The sequence below is a fragment of the Empedobacter sp. UBA5036 genome (genome assembly GCF_002415215.1).
GTDB lineage: Bacteria > Bacteroidota > Bacteroidia > Flavobacteriales > Weeksellaceae > Empedobacter > Empedobacter falsenii_B.
The window spans coordinates 38385-56473 of sequence record NZ_DICC01000025.1; the positions used below are offsets into that span (position 1 = coordinate 38385).

Annotated in this window: 14 protein-coding genes; 8 read left to right on the top strand and 6 right to left on the bottom strand. The window is 32.9% G+C overall.

Annotated features, from left to right (window positions below):
• Positions 1-2: 2 nt before the first annotated feature.
• From B4J88_RS04745 to B4J88_RS04760, 4 genes are all read right to left on the bottom strand, one after another.
• Complete coding sequence (locus tag B4J88_RS04745) at positions 3-950, bottom strand: cbb3-type cytochrome c oxidase N-terminal domain-containing protein (RefSeq protein WP_280051210.1); 948 nt, start codon at positions 948-950, stop codon at positions 3-5.
• A gap of 196 nt (positions 951-1146) precedes the next feature.
• A complete protein-coding gene (gene ccoO, locus B4J88_RS04750; protein ID WP_291066607.1) occupies positions 1147-3414 on the bottom strand; it encodes a cytochrome-c oxidase, cbb3-type subunit II in 2268 nt (755 codons plus the stop codon).
• Positions 3414-3578, bottom strand: coding sequence for a cbb3-type cytochrome oxidase assembly protein CcoS (ccoS, locus tag B4J88_RS04755; protein WP_019974626.1), 165 nt, complete (start codon positions 3576-3578; stop codon positions 3414-3416). Before ccoS ends, ccoO begins: the two co-directional genes overlap by 1 nt.
• A 79-nt stretch (positions 3579-3657) precedes the next feature.
• The gene (locus B4J88_RS04760; RefSeq protein WP_291066609.1) at positions 3658-6054 is read right to left on the bottom strand and encodes a heavy metal translocating P-type ATPase; all 2397 of its coding nucleotides are present in this window, start codon (positions 6052-6054) and stop codon (positions 3658-3660) included.
• 75 nt (positions 6055-6129) lie between these two features.
• Between B4J88_RS04760 and B4J88_RS04765 the strand changes: the two genes are divergently transcribed.
• Entirely contained in the window at positions 6130-6837 is a 708-nt protein-coding gene (locus tag B4J88_RS04765; RefSeq protein WP_038335010.1) for a Crp/Fnr family transcriptional regulator, read from the top strand.
• A 60-nt stretch (positions 6838-6897) separates the two neighbouring features.
• Here B4J88_RS04765 and B4J88_RS04770 read toward each other — a convergent pair whose 3' ends face one another.
• On the bottom strand, positions 6898-7605 hold the full coding sequence (locus B4J88_RS04770) for a DNA alkylation repair protein (RefSeq protein ID WP_291066611.1): 708 nt from the start codon (positions 7603-7605) through the stop codon (positions 6898-6900).
• A 63-nt stretch (positions 7606-7668) separates the two neighbouring features.
• A complete protein-coding gene (gene hflX, locus B4J88_RS04775) occupies positions 7669-8895 on the bottom strand; it encodes a GTPase HflX (protein ID WP_291066613.1) in 1227 nt (408 codons plus the stop codon).
• Between the two features lie 411 nt (positions 8896-9306).
• Between hflX and hisG the strand changes: the two genes are divergently transcribed.
• The 7 genes from hisG to B4J88_RS04810 all read left to right on the top strand — a co-directional run bounded on the left by hisG (position 9307) and on the right by B4J88_RS04810 (position 18025).
• Positions 9307-10164 (top strand): ATP phosphoribosyltransferase, encoded by an 858-nt coding sequence (gene hisG, locus B4J88_RS04780; protein ID WP_291066615.1) that lies wholly within the window; start codon positions 9307-9309, stop codon positions 10162-10164.
• A 79-nt stretch (positions 10165-10243) separates the two neighbouring features.
• Positions 10244-11530 (top strand): histidinol dehydrogenase, encoded by a 1287-nt coding sequence (gene hisD / locus B4J88_RS04785; protein ID WP_291066617.1) that lies wholly within the window; start codon positions 10244-10246, stop codon positions 11528-11530.
• Positions 11531-11544: 14 nt separating this feature from the next.
• Complete coding sequence (gene hisC, locus B4J88_RS04790) at positions 11545-12597, top strand: histidinol-phosphate transaminase (RefSeq protein WP_291066619.1); 1053 nt, start codon at positions 11545-11547, stop codon at positions 12595-12597.
• A gap of 95 nt (positions 12598-12692) precedes the next feature.
• On the top strand, positions 12693-13061 hold the full coding sequence (locus B4J88_RS04795) for a four helix bundle protein (RefSeq protein ID WP_291066621.1): 369 nt from the start codon (positions 12693-12695) through the stop codon (positions 13059-13061).
• Positions 13062-13098: 37 nt separating this feature from the next.
• Positions 13099-14232, top strand: coding sequence for a bifunctional histidinol-phosphatase/imidazoleglycerol-phosphate dehydratase HisB (gene hisB, locus B4J88_RS04800; protein WP_291066623.1), 1134 nt, complete (start codon positions 13099-13101; stop codon positions 14230-14232).
• A 76-nt stretch (positions 14233-14308) separates the two neighbouring features.
• The gene (hisH, locus tag B4J88_RS04805) at positions 14309-14887 is read left to right on the top strand and encodes an imidazole glycerol phosphate synthase subunit HisH (RefSeq protein ID WP_291066625.1); all 579 of its coding nucleotides are present in this window, start codon (positions 14309-14311) and stop codon (positions 14885-14887) included.
• 18 nt (positions 14888-14905) lie between these two features.
• A complete protein-coding gene (locus tag B4J88_RS04810) occupies positions 14906-18025 on the top strand; it encodes a S41 family peptidase (protein ID WP_291066627.1) in 3120 nt (1039 codons plus the stop codon).
• Positions 18026-18089 lie beyond the last annotated feature (64 nt).

An 18089-nucleotide genomic window follows, 5' to 3' on the forward strand; every position in this document is an offset into this window, starting at 1 on the left:
AATTACTTTTGTTTCCATGCTTCCATTAAGTCACCTTGAGGAGCAGCTGCACCTTCTGCAACTGTTTTCGTAGGTTCTTTTTGGTTGATGTAATATACATAAGAAGCTACTTTCTCAATTGCTAATCCAGATAACTCTTTACGTTGTCCAAATGCACGCATTTGAGGATTGTGTGGAGATCCATTATAAACAATGTGATAGATATTTTTGAACAAACTATCTTCTACATGATTCACCCAGTAATCATCCGTTAAGTTTGGTCCAATACCTCCTTTACCACCTTCCATGTGACATTGTGTACAGTTTTGCTCAAAGATTTTTTTACCTTGTTCTACGATTGCAGGATCGTTAGATTTGTTTACAGCTCCTGTGATATCAATATCATTTGCAACTGCCCAAATACTATCTTGCGCATCTTTGTAAACCATTTCTTCTTCGTATTCTTTGTCCATGTGAGCAAAGTCTGTGAAGCTATATGCCATTACGTAAACTACCATAAATACTATACCAAAGTAGAATAATGATAACCACCATTGTGGTAAAGCGTTGTCTAACTCTTTGATTCCGTCAAAACCGTGATCTAAGATAATAGATTCTTCTTCTTCGTCTGATTGTTTTTTACCAGCACTACTGAACAATCTTTTGAAGTAACCTATTTTAGCTTCTTCTAAATATTTAGCTTGTTCATCTTCAGATAATCTTTTGAATTTCTCTGCTTCAACAACTTTGTTTAAAGCATTGATGATTAAAAGCATCACGATTGCAACTGCTAATACTGCCCAGAAAATTCCTTGTGCAAACACATGTTTCAAGTGCTCCAATAAATTGTGCATCATTCCTTGAAAACCTGGTTCTGGCACCACATCTACTGGCGTCACCATTGTAAACGCTAAGATTACTGCTAATAGCGTTAATGGAATAAATATATAAGCCGGGGTACGTTGTCTCATTTTGTATTATTTTTTTCGTTCTCTTCTGGTTCTAAATCTAAAGCTGCTGACTCGCTGTCTTTGTAATACTCTTTCGGTTTTTTCATAACCTTAACAAAAATTGTCACAAAGACTGCTATAAATCCTATTAGGATTAATGTCTGCAATAAAGATGCATACTCATACTGAGAAAGGAATTCTTTATAATATTTTAACATTAGTTACTTGCTGTCTCTACTTGTTCAGCTTTGATATCTGTTCCTAAACGTTGTAAATATGCGATTAACGCTGTAATCTCACGATCTCTTAACGGAACAAACTCTTTACCTTGTTGTTTAGCTTCTGCTTCTTTTTTCGCATATAACTCTTTCAAATCAGACGCATCTTTAAAGATAGTTTGCTCGATTGCTAAAGCTTGTTTGTTCATAGAAACTTGCATACTGTCAAAATCTTCTTGTTGATAAGGGACACCTAATGCAACCATTGATTTCATTTTATCACGCGTTAACTCACGGTCTAATTTGTTTTCAATTAACCATGGGTAACGTGGCATGATAGAACCATCTGATGTAGAACGTGGATTCCACATATGTTTGTAATGCCAAGCGTCTGGGTTTTTACCTCCTTCGCGGTGTAAGTCTGGACCAGTTCTTTTAGAACCCCATAAAAATGGGTGATCGTAAACAAATTCTCCTGCTTTAGAGTATTCACCATAACGTTTTACTTCGTCACGGAATGGACGAACCATTTGCGTGTGACAAGCATTACATCCTTCACGAATATATAAATCACGTCCTTCTAATTCTAATGGAGTATAAGGTTTGATACTTGCAATTGTAGGTACGTTAGATTTAACTACAATTGTAGGAACAATCTCTACTAAACCACCAACTGCTAAAGTTAATACAGCTCCGATTGTTAACACGATTGGTGTTCTTTCAATCCAAGAGTGTACGCCTTCTCCTTGTGTACGTGCTGCTGTTTTTGGAGCTAATGCAGGAGCTTCTGCTTCTTCGTTTGCTACAAAGTGTCCAGCTTTTACTGTTTTCCAAACATTGATAATCATTAAGATTGATCCTAATAAATATAATGTTCCACCGAATGCACGTAATGGATATAACCATTTTTTAAGAATAGTAACTGTTTGTAAGAAGTTACCATATTCTAATGTTCCGTCTGCTGCGAATTGTTTCCACATTAAACCTTGTGTCCATCCTGCAACATACATAGGAATTACCCAGAATAAGATACCGAAAGTACCAATCCAGAAGTGAGCGTTAGCCATCTTAACAGATGCTAATTTTGTGTTGAATAATTTTGGTACTAAGTAATAGATCATACCAAAAGCGATAAATCCATTCCATCCTAAAGTACCTACGTGTACGTGAGCAGGAACCCAATCTGTAAAGTGACCAATTTTATTTAATGTTTTTGTTGCTAACATTGGACCTTCAAAAGTAGCCATACCATAACAAGTTAAGGCAACTACGAAGAATTTCAAAATAGGATTTTCTCTTACTTTATCCCATGCACCACGTAATGTTAATAAACCATTCAACATACCTCCCCAAGATGGAGCGATTAACATGATAGAGAAACCTGTTCCTAAAGCTTGTGCCCAACCTGGTAATGCTGTATAAAGCAAGTGGTGAGGACCAGCCCAAATATAAATGAAGATTAATGACCAGAAGTGGATAATAGATAATTTGTATGAAAACACAGGTCTATTAGCTGCTTTTGGTACAAAGTAATACATTAATCCTAAGATAGGTGTCGTTAAGAAGAATGCTACGGCGTTGTGCCCGTACCACCATTGTACTAACGCATCTTGAACTCCAGAATATAAAGAGTACGATTTTGGAGCTGTTAAACTAAATGTTACTGGGATTTCTAAATTGTTAAACACGTGTAACATTGTAATTGCTGCCCAAGTTCCAATATAGAACCAAATTGCAACGTACAAGTGACGTACACGACGCTTAGCAATCGTTAAGAACATTTGTGCTCCAAACAATACCCAAACTAACGCGATTAAAATATCAATTGGCCATTCATGCTCAGCATACTCTTTAGAAGTGTTGTATCCTAAGATAAATGTTACAAATGATAATACAATAAATAATTGCCATCCCCAGAAAACGATCCAGCTTAAAACATCGCTGTACATTCTGGTTTTCAACAACCTTTGCATTGAATAATAAGCTCCAGTAAAGAACGAGTTTCCAACAAACGCGAACACCGCAAATGTTGTGTGAATCATTCTTAATCTACCAAAACCAAGTGTCCCTTGTGAATTGATTAACCCTTGGATGTTCCCTCCGATTGTACCATCATCCGATCCGAAGATGTATTCTGGTAACGTTGGAAAAAACAACAAAGTTGCAACCAATACTCCAAAGAAAAATGCCATAACTGCCCAAAACAATGTGGCATAAAGGAAATACTTTACGATCTTATTGTCGTAACTAAAAGTCTGCATTTGCATTATGAGTCGATTTTATCTTGTGTTTTTTTATCATCTTTTAACATTCTCACTGCTGGGGATTCATCCTCATCAAATTGTCCTTTCTTATACCCTAAAAAGAATAAAAGTAAGAAAATTGCCCCCAAAGAGACACTAACTAATATCATTAATAATAATATCCCCATAGCTCCACAAAATTACAAAGCCCTAAGTTCTTATCACAATGATTTTGGTCAGAGCAGTATGTATAAGTCTAATTTAAAATCAATCTAAATTCCATTTTGTTAATTTATCTACAATTCGCGTACTTGCCGTTGCAAAAATTAACACTGAAATAGAACTTATTGGCATTAATATAGCCGCTACAACTGGCTGTAAATAACCAGAAACAGCAAAACTAAGTCCAACAATATTATACAAGAAACTGATGAAAAAAGCAATTTTTACAAATTTCATCGTGGTCTTCGATAACTTTAAGAAATTTGGAATTGCAGAAAAACTTTTTGCATCCAAAATTCCATCACACGAAGGCGAAAAACTGTTAATATCCTCAGAAATAGAAATCCCTACTGTACTTTGTTTCAAAGCTCCAGCGTCATTCAATCCATCTCCAAGCATCATCACCTTCTTCCCTTCTTGTTCCAATTGTTTTATATATTCTAACTTATCAGTTGGCGATTGATTAAAAATCAATTTTGCATTGGTTGGAAAAATAGTTTCTAAATATTCTTTTTCAGAATCATTATCCCCAGACAAAACGTGTAACTGATAAGCATCCAATTCTTTCAATAAACGATCTAAACCTTTCCGATATCGATTGGTATACACAAATTTACCAAAAACTTCTCCATCAATCGCTATAAAAACTTGAGATTGATTCAATATATTTTCATTAAAAATTACATTTGTAAAACTTCTCGAACCAACTTTTACTTGATGTCCATCTACATCAGCTTGCTGGCCTTTTCCTACAATTTCTTCGTAATTAGAAATCGGCAAATGATCATCAACCGTCAATTTCTTATATAATGTACGGCTTAAAGGGTGATTAGAGTTTCTAATCAATGCTTTCACCAATTGCTTTTGATACTCAGAAAGTTCTTTCCCCTCGTATTGCACTTTCGCTTCATCACTTTCCGTAATTGTACCCGTTTTATCAAAAACTACATCTGTAATTTTTTCCATTCTTTCGACTGTTGATGTATTTTTTACATAGAATTTCTTATTCCCGAAAATACGCATCATGTGTCCCAAAATAAACGGAGACGATAAACCTAACGCACAAGGGCAAGCAATAATTAAGATTGATGTAACAACTTCTAATATTTTTGAAGAATCGTGGAAATACCAATAAACAGCAGAAATTGCTGTAATAATAAGGATGATTAATGTGAAATAATGACTGATTTTATTCGTCAAAGCATTCAACTCAGATTCTTCTTTCTGGAAAGCATCATTGTTCCATAATTGGGTTAAATAACTTTGATTAACATCCGAAATAATTTCCAACTCAATTGCATGACCAGATTGTTTTCCTCCAGCAAATATTTTATCTCCAGCTTTTTTCTGAATCAAACGAGATTCTCCCGTCACAAACGAGTTATCAATCATCGCTTCACCTTTCATCAAAATAGCATCGGCTGGAATAATTTCTTCATTTCTAATTAAAATTCGATCACCTTTTTTCAAATCAGCCAACAAAATTGGTTGTTCATAACCATTTTCTAATTTCGCAACTGCAATTGGATAAAACGATTTGTAATCTCGATCAAATGCCAATGCTTGCATTGTTTGTTGCTGAAACCATTTCCCTGTCAACATCAAAAATAGAAGCATTGCTAATGTATCAAAGTAACCTGGCGAAATATCAAAAATGATATCATAAGTCGATTTGAACATAATCACGATGATTCCTAACGCAATTGGCACATCGATATTGATATATTTATTTTTCAGACCTTGCCAAGCCGAAACAAAATAATCGGTAGATGAATAAAAGAAAACAGGCAATGATAACGCGAACATTGTCCAACGGAAATATCCTTTGTTTTGATCTAACCATTGTTCTTTTACATTACCAAAAACTTCGACATATTCTGGAAAAGATAAAAGCATAATATTCCCAAAACAGAATCCTGCAATTACCAATTTGCTCACCAAAGAACGATCAACTTTGCTTTTTTTCTTTTTGTCTAATGTTTTTAGATTAATCGAAGGTTTGTAGCCTAAATTTGTAATAAATCTTGCTAAATCACCCAATTTCAAATCCGCATCACGATACGTAATCTGAACAGTTTTTTGCGTAAAATTGACATTAGAAGATATAATATTTGGATTAATCGTATCCAAACTTTCTAACAACCAAACACACGAAGTACAGTGCATTACAGGCACGTAAAAGGAGACAACTGTAACGCCGTCATCTGAAAAATCGACAACTTTATCAAAGATTTCTTTTGTGTTTAAGAAATCAAATTGATGATTACTTTTCCCATCAGGACGCAAACCTGCATTACGATTAAGGTCGTAATAATCTTTTAGATTATTTACGTTTAAAATCTCGTAAACCGTTTTACAACCCTGACAACAAAAATCCTTTTCATCGAACTGAATAACCTCTTCTTCAATCCGTTGACCACAGTGAAAACAATTCTCTTCCATACTATTTTACAAAATTACTTTCCTTTTATCAGAATTAACGTTAACTTTGTATGAATTAAGTCATAACAACAAGATATGTCAGAGTTTAATGAGAATGTAGTATCGATTAAAGCGATGTTTGATAGCCCAGAGTCTTTCGGGGTTTTTAGTAAGGAAGAATTATTGGAGTTTGAGCAAGAAAAGAAAATCATCAACCTAAAAAAAGGAGACGAAATTATCCAAGAAGGTCACACACCAAAAGGTATATATTGCGTCATGAAAGGAACTGCTAAGTTGTTCAAAATTGGTTTTAATGGAAAAGAGCAAATTCTACGTTTTATCAACGAAGGTGACATTATCGGTTATCGCTCAATTTTAAGTCAAGAAGTTTTTGGTGCATCTGCAACCGCAATGACGGCAGTTGAAATATATTATATTCCAGAAAAATTCTTCTTAAAATTATTAGAAGTTAATCCAAAATTAGCTTTCAATATTTTACAAAGAATTGCAAAAGATTTGGGAGAATATGCAAGAACAATCACTTATTTAGCACAAAAAACAGTTCGCGAACGTTTGGCTGAAGTTTTAATTTTATTAGAAGGAAAATTAGGAACAGACAAAGACGGATTTATCAACATTTCGTTGACACGCGAAGAAATGGCAAATTTGATTGGAACAGCAACAGAATCTGCAATTCGTTTGATTTCTGAATTCAAAACTGATGAATTAATCGAAGTTGAAGGAAGAAAAATCAAAGTTTTAGATCATCAAAAATTGACAAAATTAGGTCATGTTATTTTGTAAGAATTTATTCTTGATATAAAATAAAAAGTCGCTCAGTGAGCGACTTTTTTTTTATGCAAACTATTTCAATTTCATATAATAATCTTTGAGAATTGGATCAATTTTTTCGAGCGCATATCTCAACGTCGTTCTTGGCATTTGTAATGTATATTCGTCCAAAAACTCAATCAACTTTTCTTCGTTCATATTTCCCATTTCACGCAACATCCAACCATTTGCTTTATGCATTAAATCGTGCGAATGATTAAGATTTTTCAACACAATTTCTGGAACAATTGAAAATGATTTTTGTTTGATAAAATACATCGTTGATACAATTGCTATTCGTTTTTCCCACAAATCATCAGAATCCGCCAATTCAAAAAGCAATTCTTCTCGTTTTTGATGAAAACAATAATGTCCCAAAATTTTATAACAACTTGTGTCAACCAAATCCCAATTGTTGATTTGAGAAGTTTGAGCAAGATAAAAATCGATGATATCTTTTCTTATTTGTTCATCTTTTGATTTTTCGTACTTCAAAACCAACATCAATAAAGCAGTTAATCTATATTCGTGAATATTGGAATTCAATAAATTTTTGATGTCATTTAAAGAAACTTGTTGATAAAATTCTTTCGCAATCAAACGCTGATTCGGAACAGAAATCCCAAGAAAAATATCTCCTTCGCTATATTCTCCTTTTCCAGTTTTGAAAAAACGCATCATAATTTTCGCTTTTTCTTCGTCCGCTAAATCTTGCAAAGTTGATTTTAATTGCTCTATCATATTTTATCAATAGATGTTGAAGTTAACAAAAAAAAGAGTCCAAAAACTGAACTCTTTCTATCTTTATTCTTCCGAATTATTTTCTTCTTCCTCATCATAATACTGAAAAAGGAAGTTATTATAAGGAAAACGTTTCATGTGAATTTCTTTCACTTCTTCATAAACCGTTTTTCGCAAATCTTCTAAATTATCTTTTTCCGTTGCCGAAATAAACAATGTCGGATAATCTGTTTTCGCCATCCACGTACGTTTCCAATCTTCTAACGAATAATTTTCAAATTTCTTTTCAGACAAATCATCTTCATCTTGTTTGATATAAGAAAAATTATCAATTTTATTGAAAACCATAATCGTTGGTTTTTCTTTCGACTCTATTTCAGCTAAAATTTGATTCACAGAATTCACATGATCCTCAAAACTCGCATGCGAAATATCCACAACATGGACCAACAAATCCGCTTCACGAACCTCATCTAATGTAGATTTGAACGATTCTACCAATTGTGTTGGCAACTTGCGAATAAACCCAACCGTATCCGTTAATAAGAAAGGTAAATTACCAATTACCACTTTTCGAACCGTTGTATCTAATGTTGCAAATAATTTATTTTCGGCAAAAACTTTGGACTTCGATAAGACATTCATCAACGTTGATTTCCCAACATTTGTGTACCCAACCAACGCAACGCGTACCAATGCTCCTCGATTTTTACGTTGAGTCGCCATTTGCTTATCGATTCCTTTCAATTTCTCTTTCAATAACGTAATTCGATCACGAATAATACGTCTATCCGTTTCAATTTCCGTTTCACCAGGACCACGCATACCAATTCCTCCACGTTGACGCTCTAAGTGTGTCCACATTCGTGTTAATCGTGGTAATAAATATTGGTATTGAGCCAATTCTACCTGCGTACGTGCATATGAAGTTTGCGCTCGTTGAGCAAAAATATCTAAAATCAATTGTGTACGGTCGATGATTTTTTTGTTGACAACTTTCTCAATATTTTTCAACTGAGAAGGCGTTAATTCATCATCAAAAATAACTGTATCAATATCATATTCTTCGACAAAAGCCGTGATTTCATCTAATTTCCCGCTTCCTACAAAGAATTTAGAATCAGGTTTGTCCATTCTTTGTGTAAAACGTTCTCCAACTGTCGCTCCAGCTGTATAAGCTAAGAACTCCAATTCGTCCATATATTCCGTCAGTTTTTCTTCAGATTGTTCACGTGTAATCAATCCAACTAAAACTACTTTTTCGTATTGTGCTTCTTGTTTTTCTAACATATATTATATTACTGCAAAAATAAAAGAAAGTTTTGGATGTAACCGAACTTTCTATAAAATATTGAGAATTAATCAAATCAATAAAACTCAATAAATATTTGAGTTCTTTTGGATAAAAATAGAAAAAAATAAGGTTTTCATAATTAATAACAAGTTTATTTACTAATTTTCAAAAAATCTATTGTCAATTAAAATTTCCTTTCTACATTTGTTCCGACAAAAAAGTAAAAATGTACAAAAATCAATTACATCATCATCACCATCATACTTGCACTCAAGCGAGCAGATAGTGGTATGTAATGATTTTATCACAATATCTAAATCCCGTTTGAGTAAATCGAACGGGATTTTTTGTTACTTCAAGATTTAATCATCGATTTACTCAAACTTAAAAAATATAAAACATTAAAAATGAGTAAATTAAAAATAGCCATTCAGAAAAGTGGTCGATTAAGTGAAAAATCACTCGAATTATTGAAAGATTGCGGAATTAAAATTTCTACAAGTAATCGAAAATTAAGAACCGAATCTCCAAATTTCCCTATCGAAGTTTTATTCTTACGAGACGACGATATTTCACAATATGTAGAACAAGGCGTTGCTGACATCGGTATTTTAGGAGAAAATGAAGTTTGGGAAAAAGATAAAAATGTCACTCAAATTCGTCAATTAGGATTCGCAGGTTGTAAACTTTGTTTAGCTATTCCGAAAGATGAAGCTTATACAGATTTAAGTTATTTTCAAGACAAAAAAATTGCCACTTCTTATCCACGTATTTTAGGAAAATTCTTCCAAGAAAAAGGAATTAATGTTAAGATTGAAGAAATCGGAGGAAGCGTAGAAATTGCTCCAAGTATCGGTTTGGCAAATGCTATTTTTGATATCGTTTCTACAGGTTCTACTCTATTAACAAACGGTTTAAAACAAGTGGAAACGGTGGTTGAATCGCAAGCTGTTTTAATTTCTAATCAAAATCTTGATGCTGAAAAACAAGCTATTGTAGATCGTCTTTTATTTAGAATCGAAGCAGTAAAACAATCTTCTGAAAACAAATATATTTTATTAAACGCACCAAACGAAAAGTTAGAAGAAATCATTGCTTTGTTACCTGGAATGAAATCTCCAACAGTCTTGCCATTGGCCGAAAAAGGTTGGTCATCAATCCACACTGTCATTAAAGAGGATACTTTTTGGGACATCATCGAGCAATTGAAAGCTTTGGGTGCAGAAGGAATTTTAGTATTAGAAATTGAAAAAATGATTTTATAAGACATAAGTCTTAAGGTATAAGTCATAAGGATGATAGAAACCTTAGAACTTAAGTCTTAGAACTTAAAATTAAGAATAGATGCAAACATACATCAACCCAAATATTTCTGATTGGTCAACATTAACAGCTCGACCTACGAAAGAAGTGCAAGATTTACAGAAAATCGTTTTAGATGTTTTTGGAAAGATTCAAACCGAGAAAAATCAAGCGTTAATCGATTTTACCGAACAATTTGATAAAGTAAAATTATCTTCTCTGGAAGTTACTGCTGTTGAAATAGAAGAAGCGAAAACTTTAATTTCTGAGGAATTAAAACAAGCAATTCAATTAGCTGCTTCGAATATTGAAAAATTCCACTCCGTTCAACGTGAAGAAGTCCAAATCATCGAAACTACAAATGGTGTCAATTGTTGGAGAGAATCTCGCGCAATCGAAAATGTTGGGATTTATATACCAGGCGGAACGGCTCCGTTATTTTCTACGACATTAATGTTAGGGATTCCTGCTAAATTAGCGGGTTGTCAAAATATTATTTTATGCACACCTCCTAACAAAGAAGGAAAAATTCATCCTGCGATTTTATACACAGCCAACTTAATCGGAATTGAAAAAATACACAAAGTGGGCGGAATCCAGGCGATTGGAGCGTTGACTTTTGGAACACAAACAATACAGAAAGTTGATAAAATTTTTGGACCTGGAAATCAATATGTAACCGCTGCCAAACAAGTGGCTCAAAACTTTGGTGTAGCGATCGATATGCCTGCAGGTCCAAGCGAAGTTTTAGTAATTGCTGATGAAACTTCAGTTCCTAAATATGTCGCAGCCGATTTATTGTCACAAGCAGAACACGGAATAGATTCACAAGTGATTTTATTAACAACAAACGAGCAAAAGTTAAACGAAACAATTATTGAAATTAATGCTCAATTAGAAGTTCTACCAAGAAAAGAATTAGCAGCTAAAGCTCTAGAAAATTCACGAGGAATTGTTTTAAACTCTATCGAAGAATGTGTCAATTTTTCGAATATTTATGCGCCAGAACATCTAATTTTTGCTTGCGAAACAGCTGAAAATTATATCGGAAAAATTATTAATGCAGGCTCAGTTTTCTTAGGAAATTATTCGTGCGAATCCGCTGGAGATTATGCGTCTGGAACCAATCACACATTACCAACAAACAGATATGCAAAGAATTATTCAGGAGTGTCTTTTGATAGTTTTATCAAGAAAATTACTTTTCAAAAATTAACAGCACAAGGAATTCAAAATATTGGTCCAGCAATCGAATTAATGGCCGAAGCCGAAGAATTATTTGCCCACAAAAACGCGGTTACCTTAAGACTAAATGATCTAAAATTGTAAATCTAAAATCGTACATGAATTCATTCAACATAAATAACATCATTCGTCCTAACGTAAAAGCGATGAAAGCTTATTCATCGGCTCGTGACGAATTTCAAGAAATAAATGACGATTTCGTTTTCTTAGATGCGAACGAAAATCCATTCAACAATGGGCTAAATCGTTATCCCGATCCTTTGCAACGCAATGTAAAATCGATTTTAAGTAAAATCAAAAACTTTCCTGCCAATCAGATTTTATTAGGAAACGGAAGCGATGAAGTGTTGGATTTAATTTTTCGAGCATTTTGCGAACCAAATCAAGATAATGTAATTGCGATTTCTCCTTCTTATGGAATGTACGGAGTTTTAGCTAATCTGAATGCAATTGAATACCGAAAATCTTTATTAAACGAAGAAAATTTTCAACCAAATATCGAAGATATATTTTCAAAAGTTGATGACAATACGAAAATGATTTTCTTATGTTCGCCTAATAATCCAACGGGAGAAATCATCAAAAGAGATTCGATTTTAGGAATTGTTAATCGTTTCAATGGTTTAGTGATTATTGACGAAGCATATATTGATTTCGCGATGGAACCTTCTTGGATTAATGAAATCAAAAATTATCCGAACGTAATCGTTACCCAAACTTTATCGAAGGCGGTTGGTTTAGCCGGAATACGTTTAGGAATTTTATATGCTTCTCAGGAAATTATTGATGTTTTAAACAAGATCAAACCACCTTATAATATTAATCAATTAACACAATTAAAAGCGATTGAAATTTTAGGTAATTACGATAAAGTAGTTGATGAAACAAATACGATAATCGAACAAAAAGATTTTTTAGAACAAGCTCTTGCTGAAATTTCATTTGTAGAAAAAATATATCCAAGCGATGCGAATTTCATTTTGATTAAAGTTGATAATGCAAACGAACGTTACAATCAATTGATCGAAAAAGGAATTGTTATTCGTAATCGAAACAACGATGATTTATGTGAGAATTGCTTACGTATAACTGTTGGAACGGAAGATGAGAATGGGAAGTTGGTGGAAGCGCTTAATAGTCTTAAGTATTAAGATATAAGACTTAAGGCTTAAGATGTAAGGTTTGAGGTTGCCTAAGAATTTTGTAATTTAATAAAGGTATAATTCTAACCTTAAAACTAAACATTATGGCAACATTTAAAGACTTGATTGTTTGGCAAAAATCTCATCTTTTAGTTTTGAAGATTTATGAAATCACACAACTATTTCCTCGTGAAGAAATTTATGGATTAACAAGTCAGCTTAGAAGAGCCGCTTATTCTATTCCAGCGAATATTGTTGAAGGAAAGAAAAAGAAAAAGAAAACAATTCCTCATCAATTAAGTTTTATAAATATTGCAGAAGGTTCTTTAGAAGAAGTCAAATACTTTTTGATACTAAGTAAAGACTTAAAATATATTGAAGAAGATACATATAATGAATTATTAAAAGACGCCGAAGAAATAGGGAAATTATTAAATGGATATGAGAAATTCATTAAGAACTCAAATTCTTAAGCCTTAAATCTTACGTCTTATAACTTACAAACAAAAAATGAAAAAAATACTATTCATAGACCGCGACGGAACCTTGATTTTGGAACCCGAAGACTACCAAGTTGACAGCTTTTCGAAACTAGAATTCTATCCTGGAGCATTTACTTATTTAGGTAAAATTGCGAAAGAATTGGATTACGAATTAGCGATGGTAACCAATCAAGATGGTTTGGGAACGCCTGCTAATCCAGAAGAATTATTCTGGCCGATTCAAAATTTTGTGGTGAAAGCATTCGAAAATGAAGGGGTGAAATTCGAAGATATTTACATTGATAAAACTTTTGCACACGAAAATGCGCCAACACGCAAACCTGGAACGGCATTATTAACAAAATACATCAATAATCCAGAGTACGATTTAGTAAATTCGTTTGTGATTGGTGATCGAATAACGGATGTGAAATTAGCTCAAAATCTTGGTGGAAAAGGAATTTTTATCGCGAATGATGAAGCTTTAGGCGCGAACGAAATTAAAGATATCGAAGGATTGAATGAAACGATTGCTTTGAAAACAACGTCGTGGAAAGAAATTTACGAGTTCTTAAAACTTCAAAATCGCACGGCTTCAATTGTTCGAAACACGAATGAAACAAAGATCAAAATCGATTTGAATCTTGACGGAACTGGAAAATCGGATATCTCGACAGGAATCCACTTTTTCGATCACATGTTAGATCAAATTGCGCGTCATGGACAAATGGATTTAGTGATTAAAGTCGATGGCGATTTAGAAGTTGACGAACATCACACAATTGAAGATACAGCAATTGCTTTGGGCGAAGTTTTCGCTCAAGCTTTAGGAAATAAATTAGGCATCGAACGTTACGGATTTACTTTACCAATGGACGATTGTTTAGCACAAGCAGCGATTGATTTTGGCGGAAGAAATTGGTTAGTTTGGGAAGCGGATTTTAAACGTGAAATGATTGGTCAAATGCCAACAGAAATGTTTTATCATTTCTTCAAATCATTTACAGACGGAGCAAAAGCAAACTTAAATATCAAAGCGGAAGGCACAAACGAGCACCACAAAATTGAAGCGATTTTCAAAGCCTTCGCAAAAGCCATTAAAGTGGCTGTAAAACGCGATCCAGAAAAAATGATTTTACCATCAACAAAAGGACTTTTGTAGACTTAAGTCTTAAGGTATAAGTTCTAAGGATTTTCTTATCCTTATGCCTTACGACTTAGAACTTAGAACTAAAAAAATGATAGCAATAGTAAAATACAATGCAGGAAATGTTAAATCGGTGTACAATGCGGTAACTCGTTTGAGTTATGAAGCAATAATTACAGACGATTTTGAAACCTTGAAAAATGCAGATAAGGTAATTTTCCCTGGAGTTGGCGAAGCAAGTTCCGCAATGACTTATTTAAAAGAAAAAGGATTAGACAAAGTCATCAAAAACTTAAAACAACCAACATTAGGAATTTGTTTGGGTCAGCAATTAATGTGTGCTTATTCGGAAGAAGGAAATACCGATTGTTTAGGAATTTTCCCTATTCAAGTTAAATTATTTCCTTCAACAGAAATCGTTCCTCATATGGGCTGGAATACGATTTATGATTTAAAAACGCCTTTGTTTAATGGAGTTCACGAAAACTCCGACATTTATTATGTACACAGTTTTTATTGCGAAAATTCAGAATATACGATCGCGAAAACAGATTATATTTTAGAATATTCAGCAGCTTTACATAAAGATAATTTTTATGCAACTCAATTTCACCCAGAGAAATCTGCAGGAATAGGAGAACAAATCCTAAAAAACTTTCTAAGTTTATAGTATTATAAATTCTCACACATGAAAAAAATAGTTTTTACTTTACTTAGTGCTTTCGCCATTTCGCAGGTTTCTGCTCAGGAAAAAGTGTATTTCACCTCTACTCCTTCTTTAAGTCCAGATGCTAAAACAGTTTATTTTAGTTACGATGGCGATATTTGGTCAACTGATATTAACGGTGGAAATGCGGCAAGAATAACAGCTTTGGAAGGCGAAGAAATTAATCCTCGTGTTTCACCAGACGGAAAATGGTTGGCGTTTAGTTCTAATCAATATGGGAATTACGATATTTATGTGATGCCTATAAATGGTGGACAAATCAAGCAATTAACGTTTCATCAAGCCAAAGACGAAGTCGAAAGTTGGAGCTGGGATAGTAAATCGATCTATTTTACATCAAACCAAAATAATGGATTTGGAAGTTTTAAAATTAATTTAGATGGAAAAACACCAGAAGCGCTTTTTACAAATTATTTCAACACAACAAATGGTTTAGTAGAAACTCCTCAAGGCGAATATATTTTCACAAATTCATCTGAAAGTGCAAGTCAAGTTACACGAAAAAGATACAAAGGAGAAAATAATCCAGATTTATTAGGATATAATCCAACCACAAAAAGTTATAAACAATATACCGATTACAACGGAAAAGATTTTAATCCAACAGTTGATAAAAACGGAATTATTTATTTTATTTCGGACGAAAATAATGGCGAATACAACTTATATCAATTAGCAAATGGTAAAAAAGAAGCGTTAACAAAATTTGAAACTTCGATCAAGAAACCTTTTGTTTCGGCTGATGGTTCAAAAGTTGTTTTCGAAAAAGATTATCAATTATTTGTTTATGATGTCAAAACTAAAACATCGAAACCACTTACAATTAATGTCAATTCGAATAAATCTTTAGAAAAAGAGCAAAATTTTGAAGTTGAAAATAATATTGACTATTTTGATATTTCTCCTGACGGAAAGAAAATAGCTTTTGTAAGCAGAGGAATTATTTTTGTTTCGGATAATGAAGGAAAATTTGTCAATCAAATTTCTGATGGAAAAGAGCGTGTTTTAGAAGTAAAATGGTTAAAAGACAACAAAAATTTAATCTTCAACCAAACATATAAAGGTTACCAAAATTGGTTTAAAATTTCGGCTGACGGAAAAGGAAAAGTTGAACAATTAACTTCTGATTTAAGAAATAATCGAGACATTACATTCAACAATGATTTATCTCAAGCTGTTTATTTAAGCGGACGCGATGAAGTAAGATTATTAGATTTGAAATCACTTAAATCATCAACAATTGTTAAAGATGAAATTTGGGCTTTCCAAAATTCGAAACCATCTTTTTCTCCAAATGATGAATATGTGTTATTCTCTGCAAAACGTAATTTCGAGTTAGATATTTTTATTCACAACATCAAGAAAAATACAACGGTTAATTTAACAAATACTGGTGTTTCAGAAGCTGACCCTACTTGGTCACCAGACGGAAAATACATTTATTTTTCAAGCGACAGAAAAAACCCTTCCTATCCTTTGGGAATGCAAGAATCGAGTATTTATCGTGCTTCTTTAGATTGGTTTGATCAAGCTTATAAATCAGAAAAATTTGATAATTTATTTGTCGAAGAAAAAAAGGTTGAGAAGAAAGAGAAAAAAGAAGAAAAGAACGATTTTAAAGCATTAACTATTAATCCAGAAGGATTCTTAGAAAGAATTGAATTGGTAACAGACCGTTTTGGATATCAGACAAATCCTTTTGTTTTTGCGGATGATAAAAAGCAATTTTTATTCTATAATACTAACCAAGAAAATGGTAAATTTCAGTTATACAGAAAAACGACCGCTGATTTTGAAGAAGATAAAACAGATAAAATATTCAACAAAGGCGCTGATTTTATCTTGAAAAATGAAAAAAATCTTTATGCTTTAATCGATAATTCTGTTTACAAATTTGGCATTAGTTCTACAAATCCTGAAAAAGTTAGTATTAAATATAATTTCAATAAAAACTTGGCTTCAGAATTCAGTCAAATGTACGAAGAAGCTTGGGCTGGAGTAGAAGAAAATTTCTATGATGAGAATTTTCATGGAATTGATTGGAAAGCGAAAAAAGAACAATACGCAACGTTTTTACCTTATGTAAACAATCGAAATGATTTAAGAATTTTGCTAAATGATATGCTAGGTGAATTAAATTCTTCGCATTTAGGTTTTTCATCTTTCGGAAAAGAAGAAAGTCGAAGATTGAATTATTTCACAAACGAAACGGGAATTATTTTCAAAAAAGATCAACCTTTTACAGTTGAAAAAATCTTACGAAAATCTCCTGCTTTCCTTAAAAATGTTGATGTTCAAGAAGGTGATATTTTAGTGAGTGTAAATGGACAAAAAATCGATCAAAACCAAAATCGTGAAACTTATTTTACAACGCCTAAAAAATTAGAAGAATTAACTCTTGAATTTGACCGAAAAGGAAAAACAATTTCGACGAAGATTCATCCAATTTCAAATAACGAATTGAAATCGCTTTTATATGATGAATGGATTTATGAAAATCGTCAGCGTGTCAAAAAATTAAGCAACGATAGAATCGCTTATTCGTACATGAAAAATATGTCTACTTCTGAATTGGATGTGTTTTTATTGGACATGGTCGAGCAAGAAAATAGAAAAGATGGTGTCATTTTAGATTTACGTTTCAATACAGGTGGAAATGTGCATGATAAAGTCTTGAACTTTTTATCGCAAAGACCTTATTTGAAATGGAAATATCGTGAAGGACAATTAACTGTTCAACCGAACTTTGCACCGTCAGGAAAACCGATTGTTTTATTAATTAACGAATACTCATTGAGCGATGCAGAAATGACAGCCGCAGGATTCAAAGCCTTAAAATTAGGGAAAATCATCGGTCAAGAAACGTATCGTTGGATTATTTTTACTTCTGGAAAAGGATTAGTTGATGGTTCGTTTTATCGTTTACCAAGTTGGGGAACTTATACTTTGGATGGACAAAATTTAGAAAAAACTGGTGTTAAACCTGACATTTATATTAAAAATACATTCTTAGATCGATTAGAAAATAAAGACCCACAATTGGAACGTGCAATCCAAGAGGTCATGAAAGAATTAAAATAATTTACGAAGGTTAATTTACGAATTACGATTGTTTCTTAATCGTAATTCCAAAATAGTAAATCTA

Excerpts from the sequence above, each read along its gene's own strand:
- B4J88_RS04745 (WP_280051210.1), bottom strand. The coding sequence starts at position 950 with ATGAGACAACGTACCCCGGCTTATATATTTATTCCATTAACGCTATTA.
- ccoO (WP_291066607.1), bottom strand. The coding sequence starts at position 3,414 with ATGCAAATGCAGACTTTTAGTTACGACAATAAGATCGTAAAGTATTTC.
- ccoS (WP_019974626.1), bottom strand. The coding sequence starts at position 3,578 with ATGGGGATATTATTATTAATGATATTAGTTAGTGTCTCTTTGGGGGCA.
- B4J88_RS04760 (WP_291066609.1), bottom strand. The coding sequence starts at position 6,054 with ATGGAAGAGAATTGTTTTCACTGTGGTCAACGGATTGAAGAAGAGGTT.
- B4J88_RS04765 (WP_038335010.1), top strand. The coding sequence starts at position 6,130 with ATGTCAGAGTTTAATGAGAATGTAGTATCGATTAAAGCGATGTTTGAT.
- B4J88_RS04770 (WP_291066611.1), bottom strand. The coding sequence starts at position 7,605 with ATGATAGAGCAATTAAAATCAACTTTGCAAGATTTAGCGGACGAAGAA.
- hflX (WP_291066613.1), bottom strand. The coding sequence starts at position 8,895 with ATGTTAGAAAAACAAGAAGCACAATACGAAAAAGTAGTTTTAGTTGGA.
- hisG (WP_291066615.1), top strand. The coding sequence starts at position 9,307 with ATGAGTAAATTAAAAATAGCCATTCAGAAAAGTGGTCGATTAAGTGAA.
- hisD (WP_291066617.1), top strand. The coding sequence starts at position 10,244 with ATGCAAACATACATCAACCCAAATATTTCTGATTGGTCAACATTAACA.
- hisC (WP_291066619.1), top strand. The coding sequence starts at position 11,545 with ATGAATTCATTCAACATAAATAACATCATTCGTCCTAACGTAAAAGCG.
- B4J88_RS04795 (WP_291066621.1), top strand. The coding sequence starts at position 12,693 with ATGGCAACATTTAAAGACTTGATTGTTTGGCAAAAATCTCATCTTTTA.
- hisB (WP_291066623.1), top strand. The coding sequence starts at position 13,099 with ATGAAAAAAATACTATTCATAGACCGCGACGGAACCTTGATTTTGGAA.
- hisH (WP_291066625.1), top strand. The coding sequence starts at position 14,309 with ATGATAGCAATAGTAAAATACAATGCAGGAAATGTTAAATCGGTGTAC.
- B4J88_RS04810 (WP_291066627.1), top strand. The coding sequence starts at position 14,906 with ATGAAAAAAATAGTTTTTACTTTACTTAGTGCTTTCGCCATTTCGCAG.